This is a genomic window from Halorubrum sp. SD612 (genome assembly GCF_002135005.1).
In genome coordinates this window covers 1-13,179 of record NZ_NEWI01000083.1, presented here as the reverse complement: position 1 = coordinate 13,179, position 13,179 = coordinate 1, and the positions used below count along the sequence as shown (strand labels likewise).

Sequence of the window (13,179 nt, the reverse complement as noted above, 5' to 3'; positions counted from 1 at the left end):
GCCCTCGACCGGGACGCCCCACCCGTCGAGCGAGAGGTACCCGCGGAGGTCGCTCCCGTGGGTGAACAGGTCCACGTCGGCGCTCGCGTGCTCCTGTCTCGACGCCGCGCTGTGCGCCATCTCCATGTCCGAGTAGTACGGGTCGTCGCCGTCGAAGAACTCTCGGAGGCGGTCGGCGTCGCGGGCGACGAGTTCGGCGACTCGGTCCGAGGCGTCGGCGACGGCGTCGGCGTCCAGCCCGGCCTCCTTCAGGGCGCGCTGGACCCGCGGATCGAAGTGCATACCCGACCTTCGTCCGCCGCGGTTTCAATCCTGTCGGCCGCGGAGCGAGCGCGGTCGGTGACGCATCCCGCCCACCGGCCTCAGCGCGTCCGTCCGGTTCCGCCAATCCGTTAAGTCACCGGGGGGCGAAACGGGGGCCATGCCAAGCGATGAGGACCCGATCGCGTCTCGGGCCGACGACGACCGCGACCTCTACGATGTCGCGACGTGGGAGGAGCGCACCTCCCTCGACGGGCTGTCGGTCGCGCTGTACTGGCTCCTCACGCGCTCCGCGAAGGCCGGGGTCGTCCTCGTCGCGTTCGTCGGACTCTTGGCGATCCTCGGCTCGTTCGGACTCGGGCTCCTCTTCGACCCGGCCATCGCGGTCCTCCTCGGGCTCTCCGTGATCCCCGCTCTGGGGCTGGCCGCGTACGTGTACGTCTCGGACGTGACGACCGGCGAGCCGCTGTCGCTCCTCGTGGCGACGTTCCTCCTCTCTATCCTCACCGCGACGTTCGCGGCGATCCTGAACAGCGTGCTCCAGCCGTACTTCCGGCCGCTCGGCTTCCTCGGAATCGTCGTGTTCTTCTTCGTCGTCGTCGGCCCGATAGAGGAGTCGGTGAAGCTGCTCGCGGTGCGGCTGTACGCGTACACCGACGCCCGCTTCGACGCCGTCATCGACGGCGCCGTCTACGGCGCCATCGCGGGGCTCGGCTTCGTCGTCATCGAGAACTTCGTGTACATCGCCCAGAACGTCGACATGGCGGAGCTGACGGTCGGCATCGCGGCGCTGGGCGCCGGCGACGGCATCGCCGCGCTCCGGGCGCTCGCGGGACCGGGACACGTCGTCTACTCGGCGTTCGCGGGCTACTATCTCGGGCTCGCGAAGTTCAATCCCGGGAACCGCGGCCCGATCATCGTCAAGGGGCTCGTCCTCGCGGCGGCGATCCACGCGCTGTACAACACGCTCGTCGGTCCGGTGACCGGCGTCGCCGCGGGACTCTTCGGCCTCCCGCAGGTCCTCGCGCTGTTCGGCTTCGTCATCGTCTTCCAGGGCGCGTTCGGGTACGTCCTCCTCCGGAAGATCTGGCGGTACCGCGACGCGTATCTCGACACGCGCGACGCGGTCGGCGCCGACGTGGAACCGGAGCTCGACGAGTTCGAGCAGTAGCCCGCGGGCCGTCGTCGCCGCGCTCGGTCAAGGCGCGTTCTCGACGCGCGCCCGGTCGCCGGTCCCGCCCGTCAGCGCGCTCGCGAGGGCGCCTTTCACCACGACGTCGTCGCCGAGGTCGGTGAGTCGAACCTCCGGGACGTTGATGAACACCATCTCCGGGAGCTTCTCGCGGATCGGGTCGAGGACGCGGTCGGGGTTGTTGAGCGCGACCGCGCCGCCGACGCTCACGACGAGCGGCGCGTACGCGTGGATGATGTTGGCGATCCCCATGGCGTTCCAGTGGGCGACCTGGTCGATCACGTGGTCGGCGAAGGTGTCCTCGCCCGCCGCCTCGAACACGTCGACCGCGGAGAAGTCGGGGTCCTCGATCGGGAGGATCGTCTCGATGGGGTCCTCCTCGTGGAGCTCCCGGGCGTACTTCGGGATGTTGTTGCCCGAGCAGTACCCCTCCCAGTGGCCGTCGAGCCCGCAGCCGCAGGTCATGAACCCGTGCGGGTCGACGGTCATGTGGCCGACCTCGCCGGCGTTGCCGTCCCACCCAGAGAGGACGTTCCCGTCGACGGCGACGCCCGCGCCGATCCCCGAGGAGATAGTGAGATACACCATGTCGTCGGGGTTGCGCTCGGAGTGGAACCGCTCGCCGATGACGCCCGCGATGGTGTCGTTGTGGAGGTACACCTCGTCGGTGTCGAGCAACCGACCGACCGGCCCGACGAGCGGGATGCGCTCGACCGTGTCCGGGAGGTTCGCGGGCCCCTGGACGACCCCCTCCGCCAGATCGAGCGGACCGATGGAGCCGATCCCGGCCGCGACCGCCTCGCTCGGCGCGATTCCCGCGTCCGTACAGGCCCCGCGGACCACCTCCAACACGGCCTCGGTGACGGCGATGCCGTTCGGTCCCCGCGGCGTACCCCGCGACGCGGAGCCGAGGACCGCCGCGCTCTCGTCGCCGACGGCTGCCCGGACGTTCGTCGCCCCGAGGTCGACGCCCACGTAGTACATCGGGTGTAAGCGCGGACCCGTCTCACTTAAGCGGGACGCTTCGCGCGGTCGACCGTGAATAACAAACGGGGTCCGTACCGCGAAACCGCGTTACGACGCCGGCTCGCGGACGAAGGTGACCGGGCACGGCGCCGAGAGCATGACCTCCTGCGCGACGCTGCCGAAGACGGCCTTCCCGGTCGGCGAGCGGCGCCGCCCGCCGACCACGACGCGGTCGGCTTCGAGGCCCTCGGCCGTCTCGACGACCTCGTCCGCGAGGTCTCCCACCGCGCCCCGGACGGAGTGTCGCACGCCGGCCTCGGAGAGCGCCTCCGAGAGCTCCCGGGTGGTGGTGTGTCGCTCCGCGATGGCGTCGGGCGTCGAGCTCTCGCTCTCCGGCTCAAACCCGAGCTTCGCGCTGGTCTCGTCGAACTCCTCCCTGTCGAACACGTGGGTCAACACGACCTCGGCGTCCGCCGGCTCGGCGACGGAGATGATCTCCTCGGCGAGCCGCTCGACGCGTTTCCCGTCCTCCGATCCGACCGCCAGCACGACCGTCTCAATGCTCATACACACCGTTTCGTCCCCGTACGGCTTAAAACTGCCGGAGTTTTAACTCAAATCTGAATAAATATTCACCAGATCGATCCTGACAGTCTCACCGCCGAGTGGAGCCGATTCTCGTCGGGCGATGACGCTTCCCGTGAGGAGGCGACGACGTTTCGAGGACGGTGACAACTCTCTCGCGGGGTTCAGTCGCGCGAGCGGGACGCTAGCGGGCTCCGCGCTTTCCTCGACGGACGAGAACCGGTCGCCGCAGAAACCGCTCAGTAATCGGGGGCGTCGTCCTCGACTTCGCGCTTCAGCGAGTCGCGGCGCGACTTCGCGTCGCGCCCGGTCGCCTCCAGGAGGAAGTCGTTTTTCACGTCGACGGCGTCCGCGGCGGCGTCGGCGTTCCCCTCCGCGATGACGTCCTCGGCGGGGCGCTCCTCGAAGTGGACCGCCAGCTTGTCCTTCTTGCTCCCGTACTCGGCGGCGCCCGCGACGATGCGCTCGAACACCGGGTTGTCGGGGTCGGCGACGACGTACAGCTCGTGCCCCTCCCACTCCTCGGTGCCGGTGACCTCGCCGAAGTACTCCTCGATCGAACCCTTCAGGTCCGGCATGCGGTCGTCCAGATGCTCGCCGCGGCGCATCTTGTACTCCTTCATGCCGCGACCGTTCGACAGGCCGGCGTAAACCAGTTTCGTCACGGCCGCTCGGCGGGTTCGGCCCGAACGGCCCGCTTCCGCTTCGCCTACCGAGGACGCTCGTCGACGTACCCGCGCTTACACTCCGGACAGATGTCTCCCGCGCGCATCGAACTCCCGTCCGCCGCCCGGACCATCCCGCACTCGGGACAGTAGTACTCCGTCGGGGCGTCGTCGCCCACCGTCTCCAACTCGGGGCTCTCGCCCCGGGTGATCCCCGTCCCGCCCTCGCCGCCAGCGTCGAACGTGGCGCCCTCGCCGTCGTCGGGCGCCTCGACGTACTCCGTCGCCGATTCCTGCTCTTCCCGCCCGTCCGCGGCCTCCGGGGTGAGCCCGCCGCCGAACTCGACGTCGGCGTCACCGCCCTCACCGACCTCCGCGCTGAACCCCTCGTCTTCGCCGCCGTGATCGGGCCACGCGGTCGCTCCGTCGGCGCCGGCGTCCTCCTCGTCGACCACCGGCCACGCGCCCCGCTCCCGGTCGTCGGCCGGCTCCTCGTCCTCGTCGAGGATCACGCCGTCGTCGCTCTCCGCGTCCGCCTCGTCGCCCGAGGGGGCACCGGACTCGGTCTCGGCCGGGGGCGACGGCGCGGACGCCGACTCGCCGCCCGCGCCCAACACCTCCGTGTCCTCGTCCGCCGGATCTGCTCCGTCCGGCGAGCCCGCGTCGTCCGGCGCGTCCGGACCGTCCGCCGCGCCCGTCGCCGCGTCGACGCGGTCCGCGGCCGGAGCGGCGCCGGTCGGCCCCGCCGGCTCGTCGGCCGCGGCCCCGTCGTCGAGGATCACCGCGTCGTCGCTCCCGGCTCCGGGCTCCTCGTCGAGGGTCACGCCCTCGTCCGCCGTCCCGGCGTCGGCCGCACCGACCTCTCCCGACGCCGTGCCGGGTCCGGCGCCCTCCTCGGCAGCGTCCGGGGCGTCGTCGCGCGTCGGCGCCGCGGCCGACGCGCCGGCGGTCTCGCCGCCGGCGTTCGCGGCGGCCTCGTCCGCCAGCTGCTCCATCGTCGTCACCTCGGTATTCTCGCTGACGATCTGCGTCTCGCCGCAGCGAGCGCAGGTCTTCACCTCCTTGACGGTCGTGACGACCTCGTCGCCCTCCTCCTCGCGCTCGCGCTGGAGTTCGGGTTCGCCGAAGTCGTGTCCGAGCAGACACCTGAGTCCCATTGTGCCACTCTGCGGTGCCGAGGGTAAAAAACGCCCCGTCGGCGTCCGACGCTCGGCACACGAGCATTTCTGGACGTGCCGCGGTCGGCGCTCGCGGTTCCGGTCGCCGCGCCCCGCGGACACAGACTCTTTTGTGGATCGCTCGCGTACCGTGAGTCGACATGCCTACTGTATCCTACAAGGGCGAGGAAATCGAGTGCGAGAAGGGCGCCAATCTGCGCGACGTGCTCAAAGAGGCCGGTCTCTCCGTCTACAACGGCAAGATGGAACAGCTTAACTGCCGCGGTTCCGGGTCGTGCGGCTCCTGTGCGGTCCAGGTCGACGGCGAGGTCAGCGAGCCGAGCAAGAAGGAGAAGGCCCGTCTCTGGCTCCCGCCGCACCACCCGAACCACGACGTCCGCCTCTCCTGTCAGACGAAAGTCGAGGGCGACGTCGAGGTGACGAAGGGCCGCGGGCTCTTCGGGCAACACATCTGAGCGCGGACGCGGTCGCTCTCATCTCTTCTCCGGGTACGACGCGCGCACGCGACGAGCGAGGCGCTCGTCGAGCGTAAAATACGACCGCGGCGGACGCGAGCCCGCGACGCGGACGAAAACGTTTGATACCGTGTGTCAGAGTCGCGTTCGGCGTCAGCCGGACCGACCCACCTTCTCGGATCGGCTTACTGCCGAACGACGTTCGTCGCGCGGGGACCCTTCTCGGAGGACTCGATGTCGAACTCGAGCTCTTGGCCCTCTTCGAGGTCCGGGCCGCCGACGTCTTCCATGTGGAAGAACACGTCGTCGTCCGCGTCGTCAGTCTCGATAAATCCGTAGCCGCCAGTGTCGTTGAAGAAATCAACCTTTCCGGTCGCCATTGCGAATAGAGAGAGGCCCTGTCGGGTCATAAGGATTGCGAGTGTACAGTTACCACGACTCTCTCTAGACGATCGTTTCCGAATAACCGAAACTTTATCAGCGAACACTGCCCGAACAACAGATTCGCGGCGCGAGCGAGACCGGATCGTGTCGTTCTTCGGCGCCCCACCGGACGCCGACGTTTATATTCCTCGGCGCGGAAGCGACCAACGTGTCACACGAGTACCAAGCGGACGGCCCCGCCATCACGCTCCGCGAGAACGGTCCCGCGCTGCTGGTCCCCGCGGCGTGGGGCGTCGCCGCGGCGACGGTCCTCGGTGCGGTCTCCCTCCACGCGCTGTTCGTCGCGCACGTCGTCATGAGCGCCCTGCTCGTCGCCTTCGTCGTCGCCTCGTGGCGCGACATGGCGACAGGAGTCCTCCGCGCGTGGAAGCTGGTGATCCTCGCGGGGACCCCGGTCACGCTCGCGGGCGTCCTCGGGTTCCTCGCACGCGACGGGGCCGGGCTCGCGGCCGCGCTCCCGACCGGCGCGCTCCTCGCCGTCGCCTTCTACGGCTGGATGCTCCTGCCCGCGCCGGCGTTCGTCTACACGGGGCTTCGCGACGCGACGGCCCCGCGCTCGACCGTCCACCACGCCGCGGCCGCGTGTTCGGTCGTGGGCGCGGTCGTCGCCGCGTTCGCCGGCTCCGCGGCGGGGACGGTCGCGGGCATCGCGCTCGTCGGCCTCGGCCAGACCGCCGGCATCCTCGCGGCCACGGCGCTGTACTGACCGGCGCCTCGTCTCGGAGTGGTCTATCCGGGTCCGTTGTCCAGCGCGCGCCGAAGCGCCCGTCGGTGGAACTCGACCGCCGCGTCGCGGTCGACCGGCGGGTAGCGCGGGTTCGTCACCACGCCCTCGCCGTCGACGACCGCGCTCGCGACGGCCGCGGCGCGGTGGGCACGCTCGACGCGCGGGAGCGGCGCGACGGACTCGTAGCCGTCGCGGAACGCCCGCCTGAGCGGCCCGGTCTCGGCCGCCGGCACGTACCAGTCGACGACGAGGTGTTCGGTCTTCGCGACCGACACGCCACGCGGGGCGGCCAGCGGCACCTCCCAGTCGAGGACGGCCGTCACCGCGCCGTCCGCGACGAGGGCGTTCCCCGGGCGGAAGTCCCACGGGAACAGCCGCGGATCGGTGTCGCACGCGGTCGACTCCCGGAACGCGTCCCGAAGCCGAGCGCGGAGCCCGTCGAACTCCTCGGGGAGCCGGTCGGCGTGTCGCTCCCCGAACTCCCGGAGCCACTCGTCGGCGCCGACCGGATTGCGGACGGACAGCGACGCGTCGCGTCCGAGGACCGACTCCGCGTCGATCGCTCCGCCGCCCGCCGCGCCGTCGACCGCGAGCCGCCCGCACCCCGAGAACCGAAACGCCTCGTGGAGCGCCGCGAGCCAGCGGCCGAACGCCCGCGCGACCCCCCGCCGGTCCGCCGGACCGAGGTCGACGAACGCCTCGTGGAGGTCGCGGCCGTCGACCAGCGGCGTCACGAACCACCCCGTCCCGTCGGCGACGCCCTCGCCGAGCGGCCGGGGAACTGGCACGCCCGTCCGATCGCCGATCGCCGTCAGCAGCGCCGCCTCGGTCCGGGTCGCGGCCGGCGTTTCGGAGCGTTGGACGACCACCGGCGCGGCGCTCTCGAATCGCACCACCTCCGTCCGCTTGCGGTTCCCCCGCCCGAGCGGTTCGACGCTCGCGACCGTCGCCCCCGGTCTCGCCTTGGCGAGGGCGCGACCCCTGACCGCGTCGCTCACCGACTCTCCTCCGGCCCGGTCGCCGCTGCTTCGCCTCCGGGCTCGCGGCCGTCGGCTCCGCGCCCCTCGGCCAGCAGGTCCGCGATCTCCGCTAACGAGTCGACGACGTGGTCCGGCCCGTACGCGCCGGGCGCGTCGTCGGGACTCGCGCGGAGCCACGCGGACCGGAGCCCGGCGTTGTGCGCGCCCGCGACGTCGTACGACAGCGAGTTCCCGACGTACAGCGTCTCTTCGGCATCGACCGACAGCGCCGCGGTCAGCCGCTCGAACGGTTCCGCGTGCGGCTTCCGGCGGGGCAGGTCCCCGGCGTACACGATCGCGTCGACGAGATCGTCCAACCCGAGCGCCTCGATCTTCGCCCGCTGGCGGTCCTCGGGACCGTTCGTGAGCACGCCCACGGGACCCGCCGCCGCCGCGGCCGCCAGCGCCTCGGTCGCGCCCGGTAGGTACGCCACCCGCGACTCGTCCGCGACCGCCTCGAACGCCGCCGCGAGCGCGACGGGGTCCACGTCTCTCCCGTGTTGCGCCGCCAACCGCGCGAACCCCGCGCCGAGGTAGCCGACGCGATCGTCGGGGTCCGGCGGGCCGTCGAGGAGGGGCCACAGCTCCTCCGGCTCGCCGAACGGCTCCACGCCCGCCTCCTCGAACGCCCGGCGGTAAAGGGCGTCCACGTCGTGGTCGTGGCGGCACAGCGTGTCGTCGAGGTCGAACGCCACCGCCGCGAACCGGCTCATGGACGATCGGAGGCGCCGCGCGGCGAAGTCGGTTTCGCCGCGGCGCCCGTACGCCCGGCGATGACCGATCCCGACGACACCCACGACTGCGAGACCTGCGGCGCGAGCGTCGCCGCCGCGGACGCGCGCCGGTCCGAGCCGTTCGGCGATCTGGATCCCGACACCTGGCAGACGCTGAACTGCCCGCACTGCGGCGACCGCCTCGCGACCGTCCTCGTCGACGACGAGTGACCCGCGGTCGTCCGCTCGCTGTCGCTCGCGGGTTCAGAATATGCCGCCTCCCCGATTTGAACGGGGGACAGCTCGATCTTCAGTCGAGTGCTCTCCCAGTCTGAGCTAAGGCGGCTCGCACTCACATCAATGCCGATTCGGGACAAAAGGATTTCGAAAGGCCGCGGGCGGACCGCCTCGGTCGACGCCTCGGCCCGCCCGCGTCGGTCGAATCCGGATCGACCGATCTGCCACGCGTCCTCGATATCGGACGATATCGCCGCCGATCCGCGTCGACGGCGGGGATCTCGGTTTTCGCAACGATCCCCTTTCTCCCACCCCTCCGATCGAGCGATGCCATCGCACGACCACGCCGACCACGACGCGCACCACGAACATCTCGACGCCGCGGTCGACGAGCGCGACGACTGGGCGCGCCGCCGCCGGAAAGGGATCCCGACCGATAAGAACCTCCTCGTCGTCGCCTGTATGGACGAGCGAATCCCGATCGAGGAGGCGCTCGGCATCGACCTCGGCGACGCGCAGGTGTTCCGCAACGCCGGCGGGAAGGTGACCGACGACGTGATCCGGTCGGCCGCGCTCACGACGAACTTCTTCGACACCGACGAGATCGTCGTTATCAACCACACCGACTGCGGGATGATGAGCGCGCCCGACGAGGCGATCCGCGAGGGGCTCGAAGCCGAGACGGGCGACATCGACGCCGCGGACCTCGACCCGTCGCTGCCGGAGCTCACGATCGGCGACGCCGACCTCCTCGACTGGGTGAAGATGACCGACGACATCGACGCGGCCTGCGCCGCGCAGGTCGAGTACCTCCGCGAGTCCGCGTTCATCCCGGACGACACCACCGTCTCCGGCTACGTCTACGAGGTCGAGTCCGGCGAGCTCCGCCGCCCCGACGAGCGGATCGCCGAGGAGATCAGCGAGCGGCGGGCCTGACGCCGGACGACGACGCGCCGGCCGCCAGCGAACCTGCCGTCCCGGCCTGAGGTGTGACGCTTTTATGCGCCCGCGGCGAATCGAGGCACGAAATGGATCGAGCACGCGTGTCCCCGCATCGCCGAGGTGATCCCGGTGGGCGCTGACGCCGACGCTGACGCGCCGGTGGTCGCCGGCTTCTTCTCCGGCTGCGGCGGCCTCGACTTGGGATTCGAGCGGGCGGGCTTCGACGTGGCCCTCGGGAGCGACCAGTGGGAGCCCGCGGCGGAGACGTACCGACGGAACTTCGCCGACACCGAGTTCCTCGAAGGGGACGTGCGCGAACTTGACGCCCCGGCGATCCGCGAGGCGGCCGCGGGCGCGGGCTACGACCCTGACGGCGTCGACGTGGTGATCGGCGGGCCGCCCTGTCAGGGGTTCAGCCGGCTCAACAACGAGCAGATCGAGCTCGACGAGATGGAGAAGGACCGCCGGAACACGCTGTTCGAGGAGTTCCTCCGGGTCGTCTCCGTCCTCGAACCACAGTTGGTGTTGATGGAGAACGTCCGCGACCTGATCAACCGCCAGACCAGTGACGACCGGTACGTGAAAGACCTCATCGTCGACGAGTTCGCGGCGCACGGCTACAAGTGCGAGTACCGAGTGCTGGAGGCCGAACAGTACGGCGTCCCCCAGAAGCGCCGCCGGATCTTCTTCATGGGCACCAATCGCGACGTGCCGATCCGCTTTCCTGAGCCGACGACGCCCGAGGGGCACTGGCGCACCGCCGGCGAGGCGCTCGCGGACGCGACCGACGACCTCCCGAACATGACGTACGCCGACACCGGCGAGAAGACGCTCGAACGCATCCGTCACGTTCCCCCGGGCGGTTACTACCGCGACCTCCCCGACCGCCTGAAGACGAAGAAGTACCAGTGCGACTGCGAGGACACCGACACCTGCCCGCACGAGCCGGAGATCGTCAAGCGGTACGGGACGTACCTCCGCCGGCTCGACCCCGAGGAGCCGTCGCTGACGGTGAGCACGAACGTCTTCATCCACCCCAGTGAGGACCGGTACCTCACGCCCCGCGAGATGGCTCGGCTCCAGACGTTCCCCGACGAGTTCGTCTTCGAGGGGACGAAGACCGACGTGATGAAACAGATCGGCAACGCCGTCCCGGTCCGGCTCGGCGAGGAGCTGGCGACGCAGCTGCTGGAGTACTACCCCGAGATCCGGGACGCGCCCCCCGCCGACCCCGACGTGTACGAACAGCAGTCGCTGACTGACTTGGCCTGAGATCGTTTTTAAATAGTGATCGGTGGTGCGGAATTTCAAAATCCTGGCGGTCTATTTATAAACAGGCGCCGGTGGATCAGTGGTGAACACCTCCAAAGTCCCAGCCGGGAGGCGGGCGCACGCTCGCTGCGCTCCTCGTCACTCCGTTCGCTCCCTCACTGCGGTGCTTGCGTCACCTGCGCCCGCCTCCCGGCTGCCCTTTTGAGTCCCACCCCGCACCGCGACCGCACCTCACACCTCCCCAGCCTCGTCAGTCGCCTCCGCTTCGCTCCGGTGACTGACTCCCTCGCGCGTGCTGCTCGGCCGCGGGGCGGCCTCGCAGGCACGCGCCACCGCCTCTTATTTGTAAATAGTTGCCACTGCTCACGGATTGTTCGCAACAGCAGAATGGGACCGCCCGGATTCGAACCGGGGTCACGAGCACCCAAGGCTCGGAGTATACCACTAACCCACGGTCCCGTACTCCTACATACCCCGAAGAGCCGCTAAAGGGTTTCGTTGCGCGTCGTCACTCCTCGTCGTCGCGCCGTTCGAGGTCGGCGACGATGTCGTACGGGTCGGTCCCCTTCCGGACCGAGTCGAGGATGAAGAACGCCTCGTCGGGCGCGAGGAAGTGCCGCGTCACCCCGCGGCCGAGCGGCGTCGGCTCGAAGCCGTCGATGAAGTTCCACTCCAGCAGCTTCCCGAGCGCGTGCTTGGTGGGGACCTCGCCGATCATCCGGTCGTTGAGGCGCTTCGCCTTCTTGCCGGCGACGACGACGTTCGCGAGCGTCTCCTCGGCGGCCGCGGTCTCGTCGTAGTGCGTCGCCACGTCCTCCATCTCGCCTTTCAGCAGGGTGAACGCCACCTCGTCCTCCGTGCGGTCCATCGACCCGTGGTAGACGCCGTCCGGCTCGACGAGGAGGTAGACCCGGCCGCGGTCGTGGTAGTCCGGGCGTCCGGCGCGCCCGAGCATCTGCGAGAACTCCTGGACGGAGAGCCACTCGATCCCCATCGCCAGCGAGTCGAAGATCACCTGCGAGGCGGGGAAGTCGACGCCGGCCGCCAGCGCCGCGGTGGTGGCGACCGCCGAGAGGTCCTGATTCCCGAACATGCGCTCGACCTTCTTCCGGCGCCCGTAGTCGAGGCCGGCGTGGTACGGCGCGGAGTCGTACCGGAGCTTGCGGCTGATCTCGTGACAGCGCCGCCGCGAGTTGGTGAAGATGATCGTCTGCCCGCGGTACCCCTTCGACGACTTCGTGTCGAACTCGCGTTTCACGAGCTTGTCGGCGATCTGGGCCTTCTCACGGCTATCAGCGAAGGTGACGTGGCGCTCGATGGGGACCGGGCGCTCCTCGTACTCGATGAGCGTCGCGCGGAGCTTCTCCGCGAGCCACTCCGGGTTCCCGACGGTCGCCGAGAGGTAGACGAACTGCGTCCCGTCGTAGCCCGCGCGGGTCTCCATCCGGTCCTCGCTGTAGTACTTCAGCCGGGAGATGAGCCCGTCGAGCCGGTGGCCGCGCTGGCCCTCCTTCAGCGTGTGGACCTCGTCGATGACGACCGTCCCCACGTCGCCGAGGTCCTTGCCCGTCCGGAGCGCGTGGTCGATCCCCTCGTAGGTGCCGACGATCACGTCGGCGTTCGGGTCGAAGCGGTTGCCGTCGTCGTTCACCCGCGAGGAGCCGACCCGGATGGAGACGTCGAGCAGGTCGCCGTAGCGGTCCTCGAAGTCCTCGTGCTTCTGGTTGGCGAGCGCGACGAGCGGGACCAAGAAGAGCAGCTTCCCGTCCCCCTTCAGCGCGCGGTCGATCCCGGTCAGCTCGCCGACGAGCGTCTTCCCCGTCGCCGTGGCGCTCACCACGAGCTGGTCGTCGCCGTCGAGCAGGCCGTTCCGCACGGAGAGACTCTGGACCGGCAGTAGCTCCTCGAAGCGGCCTTGGAGGTGCGAAGAGAGGTCCGGATGGAGGTCCAAGTCTTCGGTCCGGACGGGCGAGACGTCGTCGACGTTCGCCGACACCTCGTCGTACTTCGTGAGGTCGGGGTCGAGTCCGCCCTGGAGGAGACTCACGATCCGGTCGAGGTCGCCCGACTCGTACAGCAGCTCCTCCAATCGCTCCTCGGCCGCGCCCGTGAACTCCCCTTTGTACGACAGCTCCCGCTCTAGCTCCCGGCGGGCGCAGTCCCGACAGATCAGCTCGCCGTTGTGGTCGATGGCGTCCTCGCTCGTGATCGGCCCGTAGCGCCCGTCGCTCGCGCAGCGCCGGCAGGTCCGGACCGCCGTCGCCTCCAGCTGGTAGCCGTCGAGCATCTCCTTCAGCCGCGTCCGGTTCTCCGGCGAGGTCTGCTCGGAGATGCGGATCCGACCGGCCGCCCGCGCGAGGTCGACGAACTCGTCCGGCTGGCGGGGGTGGTCCTCCCCGTCGCGGATCACCCGGAACTTCCCCGGGCGCGGGCCCGCGGAGGTCTTCTTGAGTTCGAGCCGCCCGCGGAGCACGCGCTTGCCGTCGCGGTTCGCGACGACGGTGTAGTCGCTCCGCGCCTCGT

At 70.0% G+C, this 13,179-nt stretch carries 15 protein-coding genes and 2 tRNA genes; 6 read left to right on the top strand and 11 right to left on the bottom strand.

Going from position 1 to position 13,179, the window contains the following annotated elements:
- Positions 1-282, bottom strand: a 282-nt coding sequence (locus B9G38_RS10465) for a hypothetical protein (RefSeq protein ID WP_086216510.1), incomplete at its 3' end; no start/stop codon positions are given.
- Positions 283-421: 139 nt separating this feature from the next.
- On the opposite strand from B9G38_RS10465, the gene B9G38_RS10460 reads away from it, so the two are divergent.
- A complete protein-coding gene (locus B9G38_RS10460; protein WP_049932863.1) occupies positions 422-1,432 on the top strand; it encodes a PrsW family intramembrane metalloprotease in 1,011 nt (336 codons plus the stop codon).
- 27 nt (positions 1,433-1,459) lie between these two features.
- Here B9G38_RS10460 and B9G38_RS10455 read toward each other — a convergent pair whose 3' ends face one another.
- From B9G38_RS10455 to B9G38_RS10440, 4 genes are all read right to left on the bottom strand, one after another.
- Entirely contained in the window at positions 1,460-2,437 is a 978-nt protein-coding gene (locus B9G38_RS10455; protein WP_049932862.1) for an ROK family protein, read from the bottom strand.
- 90 nt (positions 2,438-2,527) lie between these two features.
- On the bottom strand, positions 2,528-2,986 hold the full coding sequence (locus B9G38_RS10450; protein ID WP_086220329.1) for a universal stress protein: 459 nt from the start codon (positions 2,984-2,986) through the stop codon (positions 2,528-2,530).
- Between the two features lie 257 nt (positions 2,987-3,243).
- Positions 3,244-3,627 carry a DUF5611 family protein gene (locus B9G38_RS10445; protein WP_086220328.1) on the bottom strand — a complete coding sequence of 128 codons (384 nt, stop codon included), beginning with the start codon at positions 3,625-3,627 and terminating at the stop codon, positions 3,244-3,246.
- 86 nt (positions 3,628-3,713) lie between these two features.
- The gene (locus B9G38_RS10440; RefSeq protein ID WP_086220327.1) at positions 3,714-4,826 is read right to left on the bottom strand and encodes a hypothetical protein; all 1,113 of its coding nucleotides are present in this window, start codon (positions 4,824-4,826) and stop codon (positions 3,714-3,716) included.
- A gap of 161 nt (positions 4,827-4,987) precedes the next feature.
- Between B9G38_RS10440 and B9G38_RS10435 the strand changes: the two genes are divergently transcribed.
- Positions 4,988-5,302, top strand: coding sequence for a 2Fe-2S iron-sulfur cluster-binding protein (locus tag B9G38_RS10435; RefSeq protein ID WP_049932858.1), 315 nt, complete (start codon positions 4,988-4,990; stop codon positions 5,300-5,302).
- A gap of 185 nt (positions 5,303-5,487) precedes the next feature.
- On the opposite strand, the gene B9G38_RS10430 is transcribed toward B9G38_RS10435, so the two are convergent.
- On the bottom strand, positions 5,488-5,682 hold the full coding sequence (locus B9G38_RS10430; RefSeq protein WP_004599158.1) for a cold-shock protein: 195 nt from the start codon (positions 5,680-5,682) through the stop codon (positions 5,488-5,490).
- A 212-nt stretch (positions 5,683-5,894) separates the two neighbouring features.
- Between B9G38_RS10430 and B9G38_RS10425 the strand changes: the two genes are divergently transcribed.
- A complete protein-coding gene (locus B9G38_RS10425) occupies positions 5,895-6,452 on the top strand; it encodes a hypothetical protein (protein WP_233127188.1) in 558 nt (185 codons plus the stop codon).
- Between the two features lie 23 nt (positions 6,453-6,475).
- Here B9G38_RS10425 and B9G38_RS10420 read toward each other — a convergent pair whose 3' ends face one another.
- Together B9G38_RS10420 and B9G38_RS10415 are read right to left on the bottom strand one after the other, a co-directional pair.
- On the bottom strand, positions 6,476-7,471 hold the full coding sequence (locus tag B9G38_RS10420; RefSeq protein WP_086220325.1) for a phosphotransferase family protein: 996 nt from the start codon (positions 7,469-7,471) through the stop codon (positions 6,476-6,478).
- Positions 7,468-8,205 carry an HAD family hydrolase gene (locus tag B9G38_RS10415; RefSeq protein WP_086216516.1) on the bottom strand — a complete coding sequence of 246 codons (738 nt, stop codon included), beginning with the start codon at positions 8,203-8,205 and terminating at the stop codon, positions 7,468-7,470. Before B9G38_RS10415 ends, B9G38_RS10420 begins: the two co-directional genes overlap by 4 nt.
- A 60-nt stretch (positions 8,206-8,265) precedes the next feature.
- Here B9G38_RS10415 and B9G38_RS18265 point away from each other — a divergent pair, with 60 nt between their 5' ends.
- A complete protein-coding gene (locus B9G38_RS18265; RefSeq protein ID WP_167373096.1) occupies positions 8,266-8,436 on the top strand; it encodes a hypothetical protein in 171 nt (56 codons plus the stop codon).
- A 41-nt stretch (positions 8,437-8,477) separates the two neighbouring features.
- Here B9G38_RS18265 and B9G38_RS10410 read toward each other — a convergent pair.
- Positions 8,478-8,551: transfer RNA gene (locus B9G38_RS10410), tRNA-Phe, on the bottom strand.
- A gap of 218 nt (positions 8,552-8,769) precedes the next feature.
- Between B9G38_RS10410 and B9G38_RS10405 the strand changes: the two genes are divergently transcribed.
- Together B9G38_RS10405 and B9G38_RS10400 are read left to right on the top strand one after the other, a co-directional pair.
- Entirely contained in the window at positions 8,770-9,378 is a 609-nt protein-coding gene (locus B9G38_RS10405; RefSeq protein WP_049932855.1) for a carbonic anhydrase, read from the top strand.
- 129 nt (positions 9,379-9,507) lie between these two features.
- Positions 9,508-10,656, top strand: coding sequence for a DNA cytosine methyltransferase (locus tag B9G38_RS10400; RefSeq protein ID WP_394334821.1), 1,149 nt, complete (start codon positions 9,508-9,510; stop codon positions 10,654-10,656).
- A 388-nt stretch (positions 10,657-11,044) separates the two neighbouring features.
- Here B9G38_RS10400 and B9G38_RS10395 read toward each other — a convergent pair.
- Positions 11,045-11,115 (bottom strand) — tRNA-Pro (locus tag B9G38_RS10395).
- A gap of 49 nt (positions 11,116-11,164) precedes the next feature.
- On the bottom strand, positions 11,165-13,179 hold a 2,015-nt coding region (locus B9G38_RS10390), incomplete at its 5' end, for a DEAD/DEAH box helicase (RefSeq protein WP_086220324.1).